The sequence below is a fragment of the Agrobacterium tumefaciens genome (genome assembly GCF_013318015.2).
GTDB classification, from domain to species: Bacteria; Pseudomonadota; Alphaproteobacteria; order Rhizobiales; family Rhizobiaceae; genus Agrobacterium; species Agrobacterium tumefaciens.
Genome location: NZ_CP115841.1, coordinates 1714582 through 1734013, shown reverse-complemented (window position 1 = coordinate 1734013; position 19432 = coordinate 1714582). Strand labels below are relative to the sequence as shown.

The window sequence follows — 19432 nt, the reverse complement described above, 5'->3', positions numbered from 1 at the left end:
TTTGAAAAGCCGGGGTGTATTTTTCAAAGGTTACTTCACGTTCGCGCCGACGACGCTGTCCCAGCCGCCGGTAACGGCGGCCTTGTTGGCGTCGACGTCTTCGAGCGTCGGGAAGATTGCCTTTTCATAGGCTGCTGCCGGCGGCAGGCTGTCGATCAGTTCCTGCGGAACCTTGCCGGCCTTGACCATCGCGTTGAAGCGGATCGGGTGGCAATAACCCTTCAGCCAACCGAGCTGACCGTCGTCGGAGTAGAGGTGTTCCATCCAGAGCTTGGCAGCGTTCGGATGCGGGGCGTAAGCGGAAATGCCCTGAACGTAAACGCCAGCCAGAACGCCTTTTTCCGGAACCACGACTTCCGTGGGCGGGTTGTCGTTCAGCGTCTTCTTCCAGGAGAGCGCGTTATAGTCCCAGGCGACGATGATTGGGGTAGCACCCTGTGCCAGCGTGCCAGCCTTGCCGATGACTGGCAGGAAGTTGCCAGCCTTGTTGAGTTCGGCGAAATATTTCAGGCCAGCCTCACCGGCTTCCTTGCCGGACTTCGCACCGCTGGCAAGACCGGCGGCGAGAACGCCGAGGATAGCCTGGTTGGAAGCGCGCGGATCGCCGGCAAGCGCTACCTGACCGGAATATTCCGGCTTCTGCAGGTCGGCCCAATCCTTCGGCACGTTCTTGACGAGGTCCTTGTTCACGAAGAAGGACATCACGCCGTAATAGTCGCCGTACCAGTAACCTTCCGGATCCTTGACGTTGTCAGGAATTTCGTCCCAGGTGGAGACCTTGTAAGGCTGCAGCAGGCCTTCGGCCTTCATCTGCGGGCCGAAAGCGAGACCGACGTCGACAACGTCAGGAGCCTGCGGGCCCTTGTTGTCCTTGTTCGCCTTTACCGCTTCGACTTCATCGGCAGAGCCGGCGTCGGGGTTGAGTTCGTTGACGGTGATTTCCGGATATTTCGCCTTGAAAGCGGCGATGACGTCGCCGTAACCACACCAGTCGTGCGGCAGCGCGACGGTGGTCAGCATGCCTTCCTTCTTGGCGGCAGCGATCAGTTCGGCGCTTGGCGCAGCGGCAGCGATCGCGGTGGAGGCCATTACCAGAGCGGTGGTGGCAGCAAGCAGTCGACGGCAATGAGAGATCACTTTTTTCTCCTCTTCGTGTTCTCGTATTACGGACGCTGATACGGATTCTGGATGAAGCTAATGTGACGGCTGGATTGCAATTTATTTATCCGGATTCCGTCACTTTACGCCCATTTTCCGCCATCACCCGGCTTTGTGCCTGCAATCGCGGGGTAATCCCATCATCATTCGTGTTGGACAGATATGTTCCCCAGCTTGTTTTTATCCCGCTTTATCGCGCTGGTAGCGATTTCAGGTATCCAATCAGCCGGCGGTTTCCGCGTCAAGCACTGTGCCGGCTACTAATGTTCATGTCCGGTCCGGCCTGCGGAACAGACGCGTCTGCTCGAACAGCCCTTCCAGCGCGTTCATGCGCTCCTTGGTTTCATCCCAGGTGCTGCTCTGCACCGCTTCGATCAGCGCTTCGACGACAAACAATGTAACGACCGATGAATCCCATGCCGAGGGGGCTTCGATCTTCACACGGAAGGTGTGCAGCGCGTGGCGCGCCACCGGCGATGTCCATTGATCCGTGAAAAGAATGATCTGTACGCCGTTTGCCTTCGCCACCTCGGCAAGCGTCGTCATGTCGTGCTCATAGCGGCGGATGTCGAAGATCACCAGCACATCACCGGCGCTCATATTCAACATATATTGAGGCCAGGCACTGGAGTTGGACGACATCAGCGTCGTCTTTGGCCGGATCACCTGCATATGCGTGAAAAAATATTCGGCAATCGCGCCGGTGATGCGCCCGCCGACGAAATAGATGCTGCGTTTGCGGTCCGAGAGCAGCCTCGCGGCATTGTCGAAGACCGCGGTGTCGAGATCGCTCAAAGTGTCGCGTAGATTGCCCGTTATGGCGTCGGCGAAACGGTTGAGAATATGCAGACCCGGCGCATTGGTTGCCCAGCGGTCATGTTTGGCAACCGGGCCGGAGATCGTCGCTTCCAGTTCCTGGTGCAGATGGGCCTGAAACTCCGGGTAACCTTTGTATCCGAGCTTCTGCACCATGCGCGCCACCGTCGGCGTCGAAACACCCGCATTTTCGGCAATCGTGGTGATGCTGCCGAGACCCGAGACGGGGTAGTTGCCGAGTAGGCTCTCCGCCAGCCGTTTTTCCGAACGGGTCAGCGCGTCATAGTGGGCATGGATGACATCCGACACGGTGGCCGTCGTACTGCGCAAATCTTTCCCCTTCCGGTCTTTTTGCCGGTGTATTGGCGAATATAAGCATCTGTGCCAGCTATCGAGTCAATGGGGAAAATGAAGAGAAAATTTCAAAATTCCATTTGACACTCGCGATAATGTGAAGAATTCTTTTCGTCATCGGCGGAATGGCAGGTTTCGGGGCGGGATGCGTGCATGACGGTGCGTTCACGGTTTTTCACGGAAGCGGAAGGACAGGCTGTCGGCGTCGAGAACGCCGCAGCGAAGGGCGACGTCGTTCTCGTCTGCGAACATGCTTCAGCCACCATACCGGAAAAACTCGGTACGCTTGGTCTTTCGCCGGACGTGCTTTCGAGCCATGCGGCTTGGGATCCGGGTGCCTTGGCGGTTGCAAGGCTGCTTTCGCAGAAGCTCGATGCCACGCTCGTCCATCAGCGGTTTTCGCGCCTGGTCTATGATTGCAACCGGCCGCCGGAATCGCCTTCTGCCATGCCGGTCAAAAGCGAGATTTACAATATTCCCGGCAATCTCGATCTGAGCGATGCGGAACGATTTGCCCGAACCTCGGCGCTTTACGTGCCGTTTCACGACCGTGTCAGTGAGATTATTGCCGAGCGGCAGGACCGCGGCCGCAAGGTGGTAGTGGTGACCATTCACAGTTTCACGCCGGTCTATCACGGTCAGTTCCGTGAAGTGCAGATCGGCATCCTGCACGATACTGACAGCCGGCTGGCCGATGCGATGCTGGTGGGTGCCGAGGGTTCTGCGCTCACGGTAAAGCGCAACGATCCCTACGGTCCGGAAGACGGTGTAACGCATACATTGCGGCTGCATGCGCTGCCGGACGGACTTTTGAACGTCATGATCGAGATACGCAACGATCTGATCGCCAATGAAGGAGACCAATCGGCAATTGCCGATTTTCTCCACGAGCTTATGGGGAAGGCGCTCTCATCAATCGATGAGTGAGGGAGCAATGGGGCGGCTTATGGTGAAAACACCGCAGCCGACCGTCAATGAGACTGCCGCAATCGACAAAAGCCGGAACGGCATGAAGCGGCAAGGGAACAGCAGATGCGTGCGGCGCAGTGCGGGAAACCTCCCGGGCGATGCCGGAAACTGGGGGCACAATCGGCCAATAACGGCTGGCTGGCTTTTTTTTCTATTAAGGAGAGAAGGGCATGGACGGTTCATCATCAGGCGTCAGCTACAAGAAGGCTGATGCATCCTATTTCGAAAAACGCGGACTATCCCGATACGCTGGCGTGTGGTCGCTGTGGTCGCTTGGCGTCGGCGCGGTCATATCAGGGCATTTTTCCGGATGGAATTTCGGCTTTTCCACCGGCGGCTGGGGCGGCATGCTGGTGGCGGGCATCATTATCGCCATCATGTATCTCGGGCTGACATTCTCGATTGCGGAAATGAGCCCGGCGCTGCCGCATACGGGTGCCGCCTATTCCTTCGCCCGCACGGCCATGGGCCCGTGGGGCGGTTTCGTCACGGGACTTTGCGAGAATGTCGAATATGTGCTGACGCCGGCGGTCGTCGTTACCTTCATCACCGCCTATGTGAACTCCATTCTCGGCCTCGATCCGGCCTATTCACCTTTCGTGTGGATAGCCTTCTACGCCATCTTCCTTGCTCTCAACGTCTTCGGACTTGAGCTTTCCTTCAAGGTCACCCTTGTCATCACGCTGATTTCACTCGGCGTTCTGGTGTTCTTCTGGGTCAGCGCCATTCCCAACATGGATTTTTCGCGTTACGCGCTTAATATCGGTGTCGGACCCGATGGCAAGGCTGTGGAGCTGCCGGAAGGCAACGGTTCCTTTTTCCCATTCGGTTTTTCGGGCGTTCTTGCCACGCTGCCTTTTGCGGTCTGGCTGTTCCTCGCCATCGAGCAGCTGCCGCTGGCGGCTGAAGAATCCGTTGATCCGAAACGCGATATGCCCAAGGGTATCATTCTCGGCGTCATCACGCTGATGGTTTCGGCCTTCATGATCGTGCTGCTGAACCCATCACTACCGGGCGTCGGCGCCTTTCATCTCAGCTCGTCGCTTGAACCGCTGCTGGATGGCTTCAAGGCGATCTACGGCGATGGCGGCGTGGTGCTGCTCGGTCTCGTGGCGCTGACAGGCCTGATCGCCAGCTTCCATACGATCCTCTATGCGCAGGGCCGCCAGATCTATTCGCTGTCGCGTGCGGGTTACTTTCCGACCGTGCTGTCGATCACTCATTCGAAATACCGGACGCCATACGTTGCCAATATTGCCGGCGCGCTCGTCGGCCTTGCGGTCATGCTCGTCATCTGGTTCTCGCTGGGTGCGGAACAGGGCGGCAGCATCATCGGCAGCGTGCTTTTGAACATGGCCGTGTTCGGTGCGATGTTCTCCTACATCCTGCAGGCGATTTCCTTCATCCTGCTCAGGAAAAATCTGCCGCATATCGAGCGGCCGTTCCGCTCGCCCTTCGGCATTCCGGGCGCGGTGTTGACAATCATCATCGCCATCGTGACGCTGCTCTATCAGATCCAGGATCCGAACTTCACCAAGGGTGTGCTGTGGGTAGCCGTATGGTTTGCGGTTGCCATTGCCTACTTCGCCTTTGTCGGACGCCATCGCCTCATCCTGTCGCCGGAAGAGGAGTTCGCGCTGGAGCACAAGCAGGCTGCCATGGCAGCGGCGGCTGCAAAGGCCTGATGCTCGAACTGACGGGTGGCCGCATACCGGCCGCCTGCTCGCCACATGAAAAGGGATGGACAAAATGACGAGCTATACATTCGACGCGCTGAAGATGGATGTGGCCGAAGGGCGCATCGACACGGTTCTGGCCTGCCTTGTCGACATGCAGGGGCGTCTGATGGGCAAACGGTTCCAGGCGGAGTTTTTCGTTGAAAGCGCCTTTGAGGAAACCCATAGCTGCAACTATGTGCTTGCCACCGACATGGAGATGGAAACCGTTCCCGGTTACAAATCCTCAAGCTGGGAAAAGGGCTATGGTGACTATACGCTGAAGCCCGACCTTTCGACGCTGCGGAAGGTGCCGTGGCTGGAAGGCACGGCGCTGGTTCTGTGCGATGTGCTCGATCATCACACCCATGAAGAAGTGCCGCATTCGCCGCGCGCGCTGCTGAAAAAGCAGGTGGCGCGGCTGGAGGCGATGGGGCTGAAGGCCTATATGGCGACCGAGCTCGAATTTTTCCTGTTCGACCAGACTTTCGATGCGGCACGCGCCAGCGGCTACAGGGACCTGAACCTCGCCAGCGGCTACAACGAAGACTATCATATCTTCCAGACGACCAAGGAAGAGGACGTCATGCGGGCGCTGCGCAAGGGCCTGCAGGGTGCGGGAATTCCGGTCGAGAATTCCAAGGGCGAGGCGTCTCCCGGTCAGGCGGAAATCAATGTGCGTTATGCCGAGGCGCTGACCATGGCCGACCGGCACGCCATCATCAAAAACGCCACCAAGGAGATCGCCTGGTCGAAGGGTAAGGCGGTGACGTTCCTTGCCAAGTGGAACTACAATGCCGCTGGCAGTTCCTCGCATATCCACCAGTCGCTGTGGAGCCTGGATGGCAAGCCGGCTTTCCTCGACAAGGACGGCGAACACGGCATGTCGGATGTGATGCGGCATTATGTTGCCGGGCTTCTGGCGCATGCCAGCGACATCACCTATTTCCTGGCGCCCTACATCAATTCCTACAAGCGGTTCATGGCTGGCACCTTCGCGCCGACCAAGGCGATATGGAGCCTCGACAACCGCACGGCAGGATACCGCCTTTGCGGCGCGGAAACCAAGGGCATCCGTATCGAGTGTCGTGTCGGCGGGTCGGATCTCAATCCCTATCTCGCCATGGCCGCTCTTCTTGCGGCGGGCATTGACGGCATTGAAAATAAACTCGAACTTGAGCCCGCTTTTGTCGGTGACGCCTATGGCGGGAAGGACGTGCGCGAGATACCCAAGACATTGCGCGACGCGACCGCCTTCCTGGACGGATCGAAAATGCTGCGTGAGGCCTTTGGCGACGACGTGGTCGATCACTACGTGCACGCCGCAAGGTGGGAGCAGGAAGAATACGACCGCCGCGTGACCGACTGGGAAGTGGCGCGCGGTTTCGAGAGAGCCTAATCATTACGGGAAAACATCATGACCATGATCCAGAATATCTCGCCCATCGACGGCTCGGTTTATGCCGAGCGGGAGGCGATGTCGCTGGAAGCGGCGCGCGCCGCCGTTTCGAAAGCGCGCAAGGCGCAGAAGGACTGGGCGCGACGTCCGCTTGAGGACCGCGTTCAGCTGGTTCTCAAGGGTGTGGCGCGCCTTAATGAAATGGTGGCCGAGGTGGTGCCGGAACTGGCGCATATGATGGGCCGCCCGGTTCGTTATGGCGGCGAGTTCAAGGGCTTCAACGAGCGCTCCAATTATGTCGCCTCCATTGCGGCGGATGCGTTGGCGCCGCTCGTCATCGAGGAAAGCGGCAATTTCGAACGCCGCATCGAGCGCGAAGCACATGGCGTGGTCTTCGTCATAGCGCCGTGGAACTATCCCTACATGACGGCGATCAATACCGTTGCCCCGGCTCTGATGGCCGGCAACACAGTCGTCATCAAACATGCGGCGCAAACGCTTCTCGTCGGCGAGCGGATGGTGCGGGCTTTCGTAGAGGCCGGCGTGCCTGACGATGTCTTCATCAATGTCTTCCTCGATCACGGCACGACCTCGGCGCTGATCTCCGAAGGCATGTTCAATTTCGTCAACTTCACCGGTTCGGTGGAAGGCGGCCGAGCCATTGAGCGCGCTGCTGCCGGCACCTTCACCGGTCTCGGGCTTGAACTCGGCGGCAAGGACCCCGGCTATGTGATGGAGGATGCTGATCTCGACGCTGCCGTCGATACGCTGATGGATGGCGCGACCTATAATTCCGGGCAATGCTGCTGCGGCATCGAGCGTATCTACGTCAACGAAAACCTCTATGACGCATTCGTCGAGAAGTCCGTGGCGTGGGTGTCCAATTACAAGCTCGGCAATCCGCTGGAACAGGAAACGACACTGGGGCCGATGGCCAACAAGCGTTTCGCCAAGGTGGTGCGCGCACAGATCGCTGATGCCGTCTCAAAGGGCGCCAAGGCTTTGGTAGATCCCAAGCTTTTCCCTGCCGATGACGGCGAGAGCGCTTACGTCGCTCCGCAAGTGCTCGTCAATGTCGATCATTCCATGGAGTTCATGACCGAAGAAACCTTCGGCCCCGCTCTTGGCATCATGAAGGTGAAAAACGACGACGAGGCCATCGCCCTGATGAATGACAGCAAATATGGCCTCACCGCCTCGCTCTGGACGCAGGATGCAGCGCGTGCCGGGCGTATCGGCCGTGAGATCGAAACCGGCACCGTGTTCATGAACCGTGCGGATTATCTCGATCCCGCGCTCTGCTGGACAGGTGTGAAGGAAACGGGCCGTGGCGGCTCGCTTTCCGTTCTCGGTTTCCAGAACCTGACCCGACCGAAATCCTACCATCTGAAGAAAGTCACGAAATGAATATCGTCGCCAACTGGAGCTATCCCACCGCCGTCAAGCTTGGCCGTGGCCGGATCAAGGAACTGGCGGAAGCCTGCAAGACGCTCGGCATCAAGAAGCCGCTTCTCGTCACGGATCGCGGCCTTGCCAATATGGCGATTACCGCGCATGCGCTCGATGTACTGGAAGAGGCTGGGCTCGGCCGGGCGATCTTCGCCGACGTCGATCCGAACCCCAACGAAATCAACATGGAAGCCGGTGTAAAAGCCTATCGCGATGGCGGCCATGACGGCGTCGTCGCCTTCGGCGGTGGTTCCGGCCTCGATCTTGGCAAGACCATCGCATTCATGGCCGGGCAGACGCGCCCGGTCTGGGATTTCGAGGATATCGGTGACTGGTGGACGCGGGCGGACGCCTCGAAGATTGCGCCCATCGTCGCGGTTCCGACGACGGCGGGCACCGGTTCGGAAGTTGGCCGCGCCAGCGTCATCACCAATTCGCAGACCCATGTGAAGAAGATCATCTTCCATCCGAAGCTTTTGCCCGGCGTCGTCATCTGCGATCCGGAACTGACGGTCGGCATGCCGAAGGTCATTACGGCAGGCACGGGCATGGACGCCTTTGCCCATTGCCTCGAAGCCTATTCGTCGCCGTTCTTCCATCCGATGAGCGCCGGCGTTGCGCTTGAAGGCCTGCGTCTGGTCAAGGAATTCCTGCCACGCGCCTATAAGGACGGCACGGATATCGAAGCGCGCACCAATATGATGGCGGCGGCTGCGATGGGGGCGGTTGCCTTCCAGAAGGGTCTCGGCGCCATTCACTCGCTCTCGCATCCGATCGGCGCTGTCTATAACACCCATCACGGCATGACCAATGCCGTGGTCATGCCTGCCGTCCTGCGTTTCAACCGCCCGGCCATCGAACACAAGATTGCCCGCGCTGCCGCATATCTCGGCATTTCGGGCGGTTTCGATGGTTTCTATGATTATGTGCTGGAGCTTCGCAAGGAACTCGGCGTGCCTGATAACCTGACCGCCATGGGCATTAAGCCTGACCGCATTGACGAACTGGCGGCAGAAGCGATCAAGGATCCGAGCTGCGGCGGCAATCCGGTGCCGATGACGCTGGAGAATACCAGGAAATTGTTTGAGGACTGCTTTTAAAGGGTAGTTATGGCAGCCATGAGATTTTCAGTTTTTTCGCCATTGCTCGCAGTGGCGTTTCTAAGCCTGCCCCTTGTGGCGCAGGCCGCTTCTTTCAGGGAACTTTCCGGTCAGGGTTACAAAGTCGGAGCTCTGTCGAGCAATAAGGCGGGAATCCGGGGATGGAATTTGTCCAGGGGCTCGGACCGCTATTTCTGTGAAATGCGCGCGACTATGGCGTATTCTGGAAAGAACGGCATGGTGTCCTTCACGAGCGCCGGACGCATGATTACGCTTGATCGTTCAACCGTTGAGAAAAGGCTGGGCAGTTCCCTGAACTTGCCGAAGTACGAGGATCTAAAAGCCGGTCGCCTGCGTGCGGACGATGTGGGTTCCTGCCGAAAGCTGGCGTGATCAATCAGATGGCAAAAGCCCGCGATTTATCGCGGGCTTTTTGTTGTCCACACAAACGATCTTAGTCTTTTCTTAACCATGTTCGTTAAGGTTATGGAAAGCACCATGATTGGTTCGGTGCATGAATGAGCATGAAACAGCTCTGATCATCAGGGGATATCATGCCTGTCATTACTTTTGCCAACACCAAGGGCGGCGCGGGAAAAACAACTGCCGTATTGCTTCTGGCAACCGAACTTGCCCGCAGCGGCCACCGCGTGACGGTTCTGGATGCCGATCCGCAATTGTGGATTTCCCGCTGGCACGAATTATCAGGCGAGATCGAAAATCTCTCGGTAATTTCGCATGTCACGATGGCGTCCCTCGAGGGGCATATCCGCGAAAACAATGCCAATACCGACTGTTTCATCATCGATCTGCCGGGAGCGAAAAACCCGCTTCTGACCATGGCGCTTGGTATTTCCGACCATGTGCTGATACCGGTGCAGGGCTGCGCCATGGATGCGCGCGGGGCTGCGGAGGTTCTTGACCATATCGAATTCCTGAACCGCAAGATGGGCAAGGCGATCGCCCACTCCATCGTGCTGACGCGGGTCAACGCCATGGTGGCGACCCGCTCGCTGCTGCTCGTCAAAATGCTGCTGGCCGAGAAAAACGTTTCGGTTCTGAATACGCCCATTGTCGAAAGAGCGGCTTATCGCGATATCTTCGATTATGGCGGAACGCTTCTCTGTCTCGACAAGGACAAGGTCAGCAATATCGACAAGGCGGTGGAGAATGCGAAAGCATTCGCGAGCGAGGTGCTAGGCCTTTTGCCGAAACGCCTGTCGCGGTTCGGCACCCAACCCGCACGCTTTTTCACCCGCAAGGCGGCTTGAAAACACTGCCAATGCCCGGACTGCTGGAGGTGCGGGCATTATTTTTGCTTGATTTGGAAATGATCATTTCCTATATTGTGAGCATGACCGATACCAGCCACACCAATTCCCCGGAACAACGCCATCGCGGCAGGCCGCGCGAGTTCGATATTGACCGCGCGCTTGATGGAGCAATCCGTGTTTTTTCTAGGCGCGGGTATCACGCCACCTCTGTCGGTGATCTTACCGATGCGATGGAACTGGCGCAGGGCAGTCTCTACAAGGCTTTCAAGGACAAGAAATCCATCTTCATCGCGACGATGGAGCGCTACAGGACCTTGCAGACGGAGCGGTTTGAAGCCGCCGTTGCCGGTTTTGATACCGGTTACGAGCGTTTGCGAGCCGGCCTGATGTTTTATGCGGAACGGTCGCACGGTGCCACCGGTTCGGATGGATGCCTCGTGGTTGGCGCTGCCGCCGATCTCGCCGCACTGGACGACGATATCGCTGTCGTGGTCGAGCGGGCGGTGAAGGCGAGGGAGCGGATCGTTGCCCGGCTGGTGGCTGAGGGGCAGAGGGACGGTTCCGTGCAGTCGAAGACTAATCCCGATGATCTCGCCAGAGCGATGTTGTGCATGATGTACGGGATGCGGGTGGTGGGAAAGACCGGGCGCAGTCTGGAAGAGATGACGGCCGTGGTGGATATCGCCCTGAAACTTGCCGAATGATTTTGTGGCTATTTAGGAAACATTCGTTTCCATTTTGGAGAAAATGATGACGACGCGTGTAGTTGAAGGGGAGGATGTTTACGAAACATCCATTTCCCCGGCCCTGACTTTTCTGCTGGCTACCGCCTGCGGACTGATTGCGGCTAATCTTTATTATGGCCAGCCCCTTGCCGGCATCATCGGGGCGGAGCTTGGCCTGTCTGCCGGCGCAACCGGTCTGATCGTGACCCTGACGCAGATCGGCTACGGCGTCGGCCTGCTGTTCGTCGTGCCGCTAGGCGATCTGGTCGAGAATCGCAGGCTGGTCGTCAGCACCGTTTCGATGGCGGTGCTTGCGCTCCTCGCGGCGGCTTTTGCCCCGCATGCGGCACCTTTTCTGATTGCGGCCTTTCTGGTCGGTATCAGTTCGGTCGCGGTGCAGGTTATCGTTCCCTATGCGGCGCACATGGCGCCGCACGCTGTTCGAGGGCGGGTAGTCGGCAATGTCATGAGCGGATTGATGGCGGGTATCATGCTGGCGCGCCCGGTCTCCAGCCTCCTGTCGGAAGTGGTCTCCTGGCGCGGTGTGTTCCTGACGTCGGCTGGCGTCATGGCAATTCTCGCCGTTGTGCTCTATCGCCTTTTGCCCGTTCGTGTGCCTGAGGCAAGGCTGGGTTATGGGGCGTTGATGGCCTCCATGGGCAGGCTTGCCGCCCATACGCCTATCCTGCGGCGGCGGGCGATCTATCACGCCTTCCTGTTTGCTGCCTTCAGCCTCTTCTGGACGACGACGCCGCTTTATCTGAGCGGGCCGCATTTCAATCTCAGCCAGGGCCAGATTGCGCTGTTTGCCCTTGCCGGTGCAGCAGGCACCGTCGCCGCCCCGATTGCGGGGCGCATGGCTGACCGGGGCTGGACCTATGCCGCAACTTTTGCCGCGATGGTGGCAGCGGCGCTGTCATTCGCCGTCACGCATCTTGCGCCGGAAGGATCGCATCTGGCACTCGGCATTCTCGTGGTCGCCGCCATCGTTCTCGATTTCGGCGTCACCACCAATCTGGTGCTGGGTCAGCGCGCCATCTTCACGCTCGGCGCCGAATTCCGCAGCCGTCTGAACGGCGTCTACATGGCGACATTTTTCATGGGCGGTGCGATTGGCTCTGCCGTCGGCGGCTGGGCCTATTCCGTCGGGGAATGGGGTGCTGCGTCCTGGGTCGGCTTTGCTCTACCAGCGGCAGCGCTGCTTTACTTCCTGACTGAAAAGCGCGGATAACATTCATCAACGAAAAAGCCCGGCGGAATGACATCCGCCGGGCTTTTGCAATTCGTCTTCGCGGTCAATCCTATTCCGCGAACTCAACCACGACGCCGGGTCGGACCATTTTTGCCAGCTCCGTCGCATCCCAGTTGGTGAGGCGGATACAGCCGTGGCTGTTGGTCTTGCCGATCTTCGAGGGTTCCGGCGTGCCGTGGATACCGTAGGTCGGTTTGGACAGGGCAATCCAGACTGTGCCAACAGGGCCGTTTGGACCGGGCGGAATTTGCAGGATCTTGTCGTTCTGGCCCTGCCTGAAGTTGATCTTCGGATTGTAAGTGTAACCCGGATTAAGCGCGACGCGCTCGACGGTGTGTGTGCCGCTTGGCGAGGGCGTGTCCGTAGAACCGATGGTGGCGGGATAAGCGGCGATCAGAGCGCCATCCTCTCCATAAGCGAAGACCTGCTTGATGCCCTTATGTGCGACGATGCGGGCCACCTGTCCCTTTTTGGGTTCCCCGGGATTGACCACCTTGATGATGGTGCCGGGCACGGAGAAATCGATGCCGGGGTTCAGTTCTTTCAGATAGGTCTCGTCCATGTGGAAGCGTTCGGCCAACGCCTCCGACGTGGAGGTGAAGGAGAGGGCGGGTAGCTGCGACTTCTCGGCATAGTCATCCGGAATGGAGGCGACATAGGGGCCGGCTGCATCGGCTGCGGTGATCGTATAATCGACGATCGGCATGCCGCCGGAGGCGCGCAGACGCTCGAGAATGTCCTCGGAATTGTTCGGGTCGAGCTTTTCGCCGGTCATGTCCTGCCAGGCGGCAATCGCCTTGTTGACGTTGTCGCCCATCTTGCCATCGATCACGCCGGGCGAGATGCCTTCGCGGTCGAGGAAAGTCTGAAGTGCCACGATCTCCTGGCGAGACCGGTTGACCGGTGTGGTGACGGGCGTGTGGCGTTCGATCAGGTGCTGCGGCTGCGGAACGGCAGCCGTGGTGCTTTCTTCGGGCATCGGCTGGTTGAGCGGCGCGCTTTCGACAGCGCCCGGGCCCGGAACCGAGCCGGTATAGACATCGTCGCCGGAACCATTGCCGCGATATTCGCGGTAATCGCGCACGCTTCCATTATCCTGATAACCGTAATCGCGCTGCGGCTCACGATATTCACCGCCGGGGGCGGGGGGGTAATAGGTTGTGTCGCGCTGCTGTACCTGTTGCCGCTGCTGATAGCCTGACGGCATTTCAGTGGCCAGCAGGTTGCCGTACCGATCATAAAATACCGTGCGGCCCATATTGTCGCGACTGATGACGATGTCGCCACGTTGGGGCACGAAATCGAGAACACGGCCATCCGGCGTCACCAGAACCGGCTGTTCCTGATAGCCATAACGCTGCTGCGCGCCAGCCTGTATAGGCGCGCAAACCGCCGCCAAGGCAATCGCCAGACCCAGAGCTGCGTTAACAAACTGTTTCACGATTCTGCTATCCCTTACTTCGTTCACCGATAAACACACCGTAATCTTGACCCTATTGTGAAAAAGGTGAATTCACGGTTAAAGCAATCTTAATTTACGTCACGGTTAGTAGCGTTTCCGTGATTATTGCGCTTTTACTGCCACAGGGAGGTTGTCTTGCGTTCGTTTCAGGCCGGCAAATCGCCACGCATTTTCCTCGATGAAACCTCCGTTTTCGATATTGGCGCCTGTGTTGTCGATGGTATCGACATCGCGCCCGGCCGTGCAATTCCAGATGATGGCGATCCGCGCATCGACCATTCGCTTGAAGGCTTTCTGTTCACCTGCGGTCCCGATCATATCCGCCATCCCGAACCGATCGGCGGTGAGGGCGAGGGGCGTCGATATCCTTTGCATGGGTCCTTCTCCGCGCATCCCGCCAAGATAGTTGCCTTCGACGTTCATGAGTCCAATGCATTGGCGCGTGCCGAGGTTCCCGTGAACCTTGCCGATGGCGGCACGGCCCTTCTCGAGCGGACATGGCGCATCGATGGCGAAAGCGGCGAAGTCAGCCTCGATGACCGGATCGTCAATACGAGTTCGCGGCCGATCCCGGTTTTTCTGATGTACCACATGAATGTCGGCGCGCGGCTGTTTGACGAGGCCGTTCGGCTGGAAGGTGCCATGCTCGATGGCGGTGGTCATGGCTGGCGCTTTGGCGAGGAGCCAGGCACGGTGTTCTGTGTTTCCGCCGGTCAGGACGAATGGGCGGAACTTGCGCTCGGTCCGATTGCCGCAATTGGCGGCAAGACGCTGAAAGTACGTTTCGGCACGGAGACGTTGCCCTATCTGCAGATGTGGCGGAACCAGAAGGATCCGGCCAATGTGCTTGGCATCGAACCGGTTTCGCACCGCTGGGTGGGGCGCGGCGAGCTTGAGGCCGCCGGCGAGTTCAATATGCTGCAGCCGGGCGAAAGCCGCTCCTATGGTCTTCGCTTTTCTATCCTCTGAATAGGGGACTGAATGGCGTACCGAATGAAGGCGCCGCATCATTGACGCAAGAGTTTTGAGCCCTTACATCGGATGCGGATTTCAGACAGTGGCGACAGCGTGCCAGCGGCGCCAAGGCGCCGGTTTAAGCGGAGGCATTATTATGGATATCAGGCGCATAGACGACGAATATTCGGTCACGGGACAGATCAGCGTTGCCGATCTCGACGAGGTCAAGGCACTCGGCTTCAAGTCGATCGTCTGCCACCGCCCTGACGGCGAAGAAGAAGGCCAGCCGCTTTTCGCCGATATTGCCGAGCGTGCCGAACAGCTTGGCCTGACCATCGTGCATGTACCGGTTGGCCGCTACGGCGTCGATGCGGATGCGGTTACCGGCATGGTGGATGCGCTTGACGAATTGCAGCGCCCGATGCTCGGCTATTGCCGTTCCGGCGCGCGCTCGACCGCGATCTACGAAAAGACCCACCACCTGCGCGGCTGATTTTCCGCGGATAATTCGATTTTCTAAAGCCAATCAACAGGAGTTTTCCATGACCATCAAGCGTATCGAACCGGGCAAGCGCATGAGCGGCGCCGTCATCCACGGCAACACCGTTTATCTGGCCGGCCAGGTCGGTGAGGGCGTGTCCGTGACCGATCAGAGCAAGTCGGCGCTGGCTGAAGTCGATCGTCTGCTGGCCGCTGCCGGTTCCGACAAGTCGAAGATCCTGCAGACCATCATCTACCTCTCCGACATGTCCACCTTCGGTGAAATGAACGCCGTCTGGGAAGGCTGGATCGACCCGGCAAACCCGCCGGCCCGCGCCACCAGCGAAGCGGCGCTTGCTACTCCGGACTACAAGGTTGAGTTCATCGTTACCGCTGCTCTCTGACTAACGGTTTGATTTTGAGAAAAGGCCGGGTTGCGGAATGCAGCCCGGCTTTTTTTGTTGGGAAAATTCGAAACGCCCGTTTTGTCATCCTCGGGCTTGCCCCGAGGATCCAATCACGTATCGCAAATTGATAGGTAGCAGATGCTCGGAACAGGCCCGAGCATGACGGAGGAGAGGCGATTGTCCCAGGTTTGTGAATCGCTTGCGCCCTTCATTTCAGAAGCTAAGCAAGCGCCTTCTCAAGCTGCTTCAACGTCGTCACCCGTTCTGCAAACCACAGCCGTGCCAGGTCGTTGGCTGAGGCGAGGTCGATACCATCAGGGTCTATGGAAGTGATTTTCCAGCGTGCGGTTTTCGCACCCGCAAGAGCGGCCAGCCGTGATGCCTCGCCCTTGATGGCGTTGAGGCGCGCGGCCTCGTCCGCTGCCGCAGCCATCAGCTGTTCCGCGCCGGAAAGGTCACTGCGCAGATCGGCAGGTGTGATGTTGCTGGCGTTGCGGGCCGGGCCACCATTGATCTGCACGCCCTCTGTCCGCAGCCGGTAGAGCCTTGTATCGGGAAGAGAGAGGTAGAGTTTTGCCTTGGGATAGCGGTCGATGTAGCGCTGTCTGGCAAGTGGCACTTCTTCCGGATCGATCAGTTCCGCCTTGCCTACCAGTGTCAGCCGAGGTAGCGTCAGCGCATCGCCCTTGCCAAAGGGGGCAAGTGTCAACGAGATGCGCGGGTCGGCCTCCATGTTTCGGGCATGCAGCGTCAGGCCCGCCGCGAAGAAGAACGGCGTACCATCCGGCTCTATGCCGATATTGGTGGCGGTCGTATAGGGATAACCGCTGACCGGATCGAGGGTCGCGAGCGCCGCCGTGCGGGATGTGTGCAGGACATCGCGTGCCACGCGCACGGCCTCGAATGGCGCACCAGCCGAAGGCTCGATGTTTGCGCCACGTGGGGTGATGACGGGAGGGGCTGCATCCGGCATGTCGTCTCCTAACCTGTATGTTCTAGTCAGGATTTACACCATGCCGGAGCCATGTCCATGCGCAATATCAGGTCCGGCTTCTGATCTGGGTCAGCGTGCGGGTTGGCGTGATCGCTTCGGCATCCAGCTTCACCTCGATGATGGCGGGCTTGCCGCTTGCCCGGGCGTGTTCGAAGGCGGCGGCGAAGTCTTGCGTCTTTTCGACCGTTTCGCCGTGGCCACCATAGGCCTTGGCGAAGGCCGCGAAATCCGGGTTGACGAGATCGGTGCCGCTGACGCGGCCGGGATATTCCCGCTCCTGATGCATGCGGATCGTGCCATAGGTGCCGTTATTGACCAGCACGGTGATGATAGGCAGTCCATACCGCACGGCGGTGATGAATTCCTGCCCATGCATCATGAAGCAGCCATCACCGGCAAAGCAGATCACCTCGCGCTCGGGAAACAGGTGCTTGGCGGCCACAGCCGCGGGCAGGCCGTAACCCATCGAGCCGGAGGTCGGCGCCGATTGGGTGTTGAAGCGGCGGAAGCGGTGGAAGCGGTGTACCCAGGTGGCATAGTTGCCCGCGCCATTGGTGAAGATGGCATCATCCGGCACGTTGGCCTCGATCCAGTCCATGATCGGACCCATCTGCACCGCGCCCGGACCGGTCTGCGGCGGTGTCGACCAGGTGAGGTAAGCCGAATGCATGGTGGCCGTGCGGTCCGCCCAGGCGGCGTTATCGGGGAGCGTTACGGAAGAAAGGGCGGCGACGAAATCATCCGGTGAGGCGCAGATTGCGAGATCGGGGCGATAGACGCGGCCAAGCTCTTCGGCTTCCGGGTAGATGTGCACAAGTTTCTGCGACGGGTAGGGAATGTCGATCAGCGTGTAGCCGGAGGAAGGCATTTCCGAGAGGCGACCGCCGAGCAGCACCACGAGGTCGGCTTCCTTGATTTCCTTCGCCAAGGCCGGGTTGATGCCGATGCCGACATCGCCCGCGTAAGATGGGCTCAAGTGATCGAACAGCATCTGGCGACGGAAGGAGCAGCCGACGGGCAGTTTGTTCCTTTCGGCAAAAGCCGTGAAGCTTGCGACGCTTTCTTCGGACCAGCGTGTGCCGCCTATGATGAAGATTGGCCGCTTGGCCTCGCCCAGCATTTTTGAGAAAGCGGCGATCTGCGACGGGCCGGGATGCGCTTCGACCGGGGTATAGGGCTTTGCCTTGGGGGCTTCAACCTCTTCAACCAGCATGTCTTCGGGTAACGTCAGCACCACGGGGCCGGGGCGGCCGGAGGTGGCGACGGCAAAGGCGCGGGTGACGAATTCCGGAATGCGGCGCGCATCGTCGATCTCGCCCACCCATTTGGCGAATTCGGTAAAGGCGCGGCGATATTCCACTTCCTGAAACGCCTCACGCTCGCGGGCTTCGCGTTGTACCTGGCCGATGAACAGGATCATCGGAATGGAATCCTGCCTTGCGATATGCAGGCCGGCAGAGGCGTTGGTTGCGCCGGGACCGCGCGTTACCATGCAGATGCCGGGTTCGCCGGTCAGCCTGCCCCAGGTGTCGGCCATCATGGCAGCGCCGCCTTCCTGGCGGCAGACCACGGTTTCAATGCCGCTTTCATAGAGCGCGTCCAGCACCGCCAGATAGCTTTCACCGGGAACGCAGGAAACGCGGGAGACGCCATTGGCTTTCAGCGCTTCGACGATCAGTTGTCCGCCTGTTCTTTTCATTCCGGTTGCTTTCATGGCGTCGTGGTCCTTTCGATGTTTTCCAGTTCGGCCAGCACTTGCGCCTGATGCTCGCCAAGCTTCGGGCTCGGGCGTTCGTAACGCAGCGGCGTCTGTGACATGATAATCGGTGTCCGCACACCGGGGATGACGGTGCCATCCTGCGCCTCGAGATCAACACGCAGGCCGCGTGCCTGAACCTGTGGATCGGCGAACATTTCCTCGATGGAGTTGATTGGCCCGGCCGGTACGGCGTTCTGCTCGCAAGCGGTCAGAAGATCGCGCTTCTGCCATTTCAGCGTTTCGGTGGAAATGATCTTCCGGACCTCGACCTTGTGCGCCACGCGGGCCTTGTTTGTCGCGTAACGCTCGTCATCGGCAATCGCGCCAATGCCGAGAATATTACAGAGGCGGCGGAACTGGCCGTCATTGCCGACCGCGAGGATCAGGAAACCATCAGCCGTCGGCACCACCTCATAGGGGGAAATATTCGGATGGGCGTTGCCGAGCCTGACGGGGGCATTGCCGGAAATCAGGTAATTCATATTCTGGTTGGCGAGCACGGCCGACTGCACGTCCAGAAGCGCCATGTCGATATGCTGGCCTTCACCTGACCGCATGGCGTGGATCAGCGCGGCCTGAATGGCTGACACGGAATAGATGCCGGTGAAGATATCGGCAACCGCAACGCCCGCCTTCATAGGCTGACCGTCGGGTTCGCCGGTGATCGACATGAAACCGGACATGCCCTGCACGATATAGTCGTATCCGGCGAAATCGGCATAGGGCCCGGTCTGGCCGAAGCCGGTGATAGAGCAATAGATCAGCTTCGGATTGAGAACCCTGAGACTCTCATAGTCGAGGCCATATTTGGCAAGCCCGCCGCGTTTGAAATTCTCGATGACAACATCGGCGGTTCGCACGAGCCGCCGCACCAGCGCACAGCCTTCCGCCGTCTTGAGATCGGCGACGATGGAGCGTTTGCCGCGATTGGTGGCATGGTAATAGGCGGCGGAGAGGTTTTCGCCATCGGCGCTTTCGACAAAGGGCGGACCCCATGCGCGGGTATCGTCTCCACCTTCAGGGTTCTCGACCTTGATGACATCCGCACCCATATCGGCCAGCATCTGCCCCGCCCAGGGACCGGCCAGAACACGCGCCAGTTCGATGACGCGAATGCCTGATAGTGGCGGTTTCCTGTTCGGCGTTTCGGTCATTTGTCCCC

At 59.1% G+C, this 19432-nt stretch carries 18 protein-coding genes; 12 read left to right on the top strand and 6 right to left on the bottom strand.

Features of this window, described 5'->3' with window-relative positions:
• Positions 1-30: 30 nt before the first annotated feature.
• Positions 31-1137 carry an ABC transporter substrate-binding protein gene (locus G6L97_RS08675; RefSeq protein ID WP_003513325.1) on the bottom strand — a complete coding sequence of 369 codons (1107 nt, stop codon included), beginning with the start codon at positions 1135-1137 and terminating at the stop codon, positions 31-33.
• A gap of 288 nt (positions 1138-1425) precedes the next feature.
• Positions 1426-2304: a MurR/RpiR family transcriptional regulator gene (locus G6L97_RS08670; RefSeq protein WP_003513323.1), complete on the bottom strand. Its 879-nt coding sequence runs from the start codon at positions 2302-2304 to the stop codon at positions 1426-1428.
• Positions 2305-2481: 177 nt separating this feature from the next.
• Between G6L97_RS08670 and G6L97_RS08665 the strand changes: the two genes are divergently transcribed.
• From G6L97_RS08665 to G6L97_RS08625, 9 genes are all read left to right on the top strand, one after another.
• Complete coding sequence (locus G6L97_RS08665) at positions 2482-3255, top strand: N-formylglutamate amidohydrolase (protein ID WP_003513321.1); 774 nt, start codon at positions 2482-2484, stop codon at positions 3253-3255.
• A gap of 212 nt (positions 3256-3467) precedes the next feature.
• Positions 3468-4982: an amino acid permease gene (locus G6L97_RS08660; RefSeq protein ID WP_003513319.1), complete on the top strand. Its 1515-nt coding sequence runs from the start codon at positions 3468-3470 to the stop codon at positions 4980-4982.
• Positions 4983-5046: 64 nt separating this feature from the next.
• Positions 5047-6411 carry a glutamine synthetase family protein gene (locus G6L97_RS08655; RefSeq protein ID WP_013636540.1) on the top strand — a complete coding sequence of 455 codons (1365 nt, stop codon included), beginning with the start codon at positions 5047-5049 and terminating at the stop codon, positions 6409-6411.
• A gap of 18 nt (positions 6412-6429) precedes the next feature.
• Complete coding sequence (locus G6L97_RS08650) at positions 6430-7818, top strand: aldehyde dehydrogenase family protein (RefSeq protein ID WP_111783574.1); 1389 nt, start codon at positions 6430-6432, stop codon at positions 7816-7818.
• Positions 7815-8960 carry an iron-containing alcohol dehydrogenase gene (locus G6L97_RS08645; protein WP_111783573.1) on the top strand — a complete coding sequence of 382 codons (1146 nt, stop codon included), beginning with the start codon at positions 7815-7817 and terminating at the stop codon, positions 8958-8960. Before G6L97_RS08650 ends, G6L97_RS08645 begins: the two co-directional genes overlap by 4 nt.
• Before the next feature lie 9 nt (positions 8961-8969).
• On the top strand, positions 8970-9353 hold the full coding sequence (locus G6L97_RS08640; protein ID WP_111783572.1) for a hypothetical protein: 384 nt from the start codon (positions 8970-8972) through the stop codon (positions 9351-9353).
• Positions 9354-9514: 161 nt separating this feature from the next.
• Entirely contained in the window at positions 9515-10231 is a 717-nt protein-coding gene (locus G6L97_RS08635; protein ID WP_038491666.1) for a ParA family protein, read from the top strand.
• A 59-nt stretch (positions 10232-10290) separates the two neighbouring features.
• Complete coding sequence (locus G6L97_RS08630; RefSeq protein WP_205649991.1) at positions 10291-10938, top strand: TetR/AcrR family transcriptional regulator; 648 nt, start codon at positions 10291-10293, stop codon at positions 10936-10938.
• A gap of 46 nt (positions 10939-10984) precedes the next feature.
• Positions 10985-12190, top strand: coding sequence for an MFS transporter (locus G6L97_RS08625; RefSeq protein WP_019565262.1), 1206 nt, complete (start codon positions 10985-10987; stop codon positions 12188-12190).
• Positions 12191-12260: 70 nt separating this feature from the next.
• Here G6L97_RS08625 and G6L97_RS08620 read toward each other — a convergent pair whose 3' ends face one another.
• The gene (locus G6L97_RS08620; protein ID WP_111783570.1) at positions 12261-13652 is read right to left on the bottom strand and encodes a L,D-transpeptidase family protein; all 1392 of its coding nucleotides are present in this window, start codon (positions 13650-13652) and stop codon (positions 12261-12263) included.
• Between the two features lie 156 nt (positions 13653-13808).
• Between G6L97_RS08620 and G6L97_RS08615 the strand changes: the two genes are divergently transcribed.
• The 3 genes from G6L97_RS08615 (at position 13809) to G6L97_RS08605 (ending at position 15514) form a co-directional block, all read left to right on the top strand.
• Entirely contained in the window at positions 13809-14642 is an 834-nt protein-coding gene (locus tag G6L97_RS08615) for an aldose 1-epimerase family protein (RefSeq protein ID WP_111783569.1), read from the top strand.
• A 142-nt stretch (positions 14643-14784) separates the two neighbouring features.
• Positions 14785-15123: a TIGR01244 family sulfur transferase gene (locus tag G6L97_RS08610; protein WP_003513297.1), complete on the top strand. Its 339-nt coding sequence runs from the start codon at positions 14785-14787 to the stop codon at positions 15121-15123.
• Between the two features lie 49 nt (positions 15124-15172).
• Positions 15173-15514, top strand: coding sequence for a RidA family protein (locus G6L97_RS08605; protein WP_003513295.1), 342 nt, complete (start codon positions 15173-15175; stop codon positions 15512-15514).
• Between the two features lie 223 nt (positions 15515-15737).
• On the opposite strand, the gene G6L97_RS08600 is transcribed toward G6L97_RS08605, so the two are convergent.
• The 3 genes from G6L97_RS08600 to G6L97_RS08590 all read right to left on the bottom strand — a co-directional run bounded on the left by G6L97_RS08600 (position 15738) and on the right by G6L97_RS08590 (position 19424).
• Positions 15738-16490, bottom strand: a complete 753-nt coding sequence (locus tag G6L97_RS08600; RefSeq protein ID WP_111783568.1) for a HugZ family pyridoxamine 5'-phosphate oxidase — start codon at positions 16488-16490, stop codon at positions 15738-15740.
• 67 nt (positions 16491-16557) lie between these two features.
• The gene (locus G6L97_RS08595; protein ID WP_162686692.1) at positions 16558-18225 is read right to left on the bottom strand and encodes a thiamine pyrophosphate-binding protein; all 1668 of its coding nucleotides are present in this window, start codon (positions 18223-18225) and stop codon (positions 16558-16560) included.
• Positions 18222-19424, bottom strand: a complete 1203-nt coding sequence (locus tag G6L97_RS08590) for a CaiB/BaiF CoA transferase family protein (protein ID WP_111783567.1) — start codon at positions 19422-19424, stop codon at positions 18222-18224. The genes G6L97_RS08595 and G6L97_RS08590 overlap by 4 nt, the downstream gene beginning before the upstream one ends.
• Between the last annotated feature and the right edge of the window lie 8 nt (positions 19425-19432).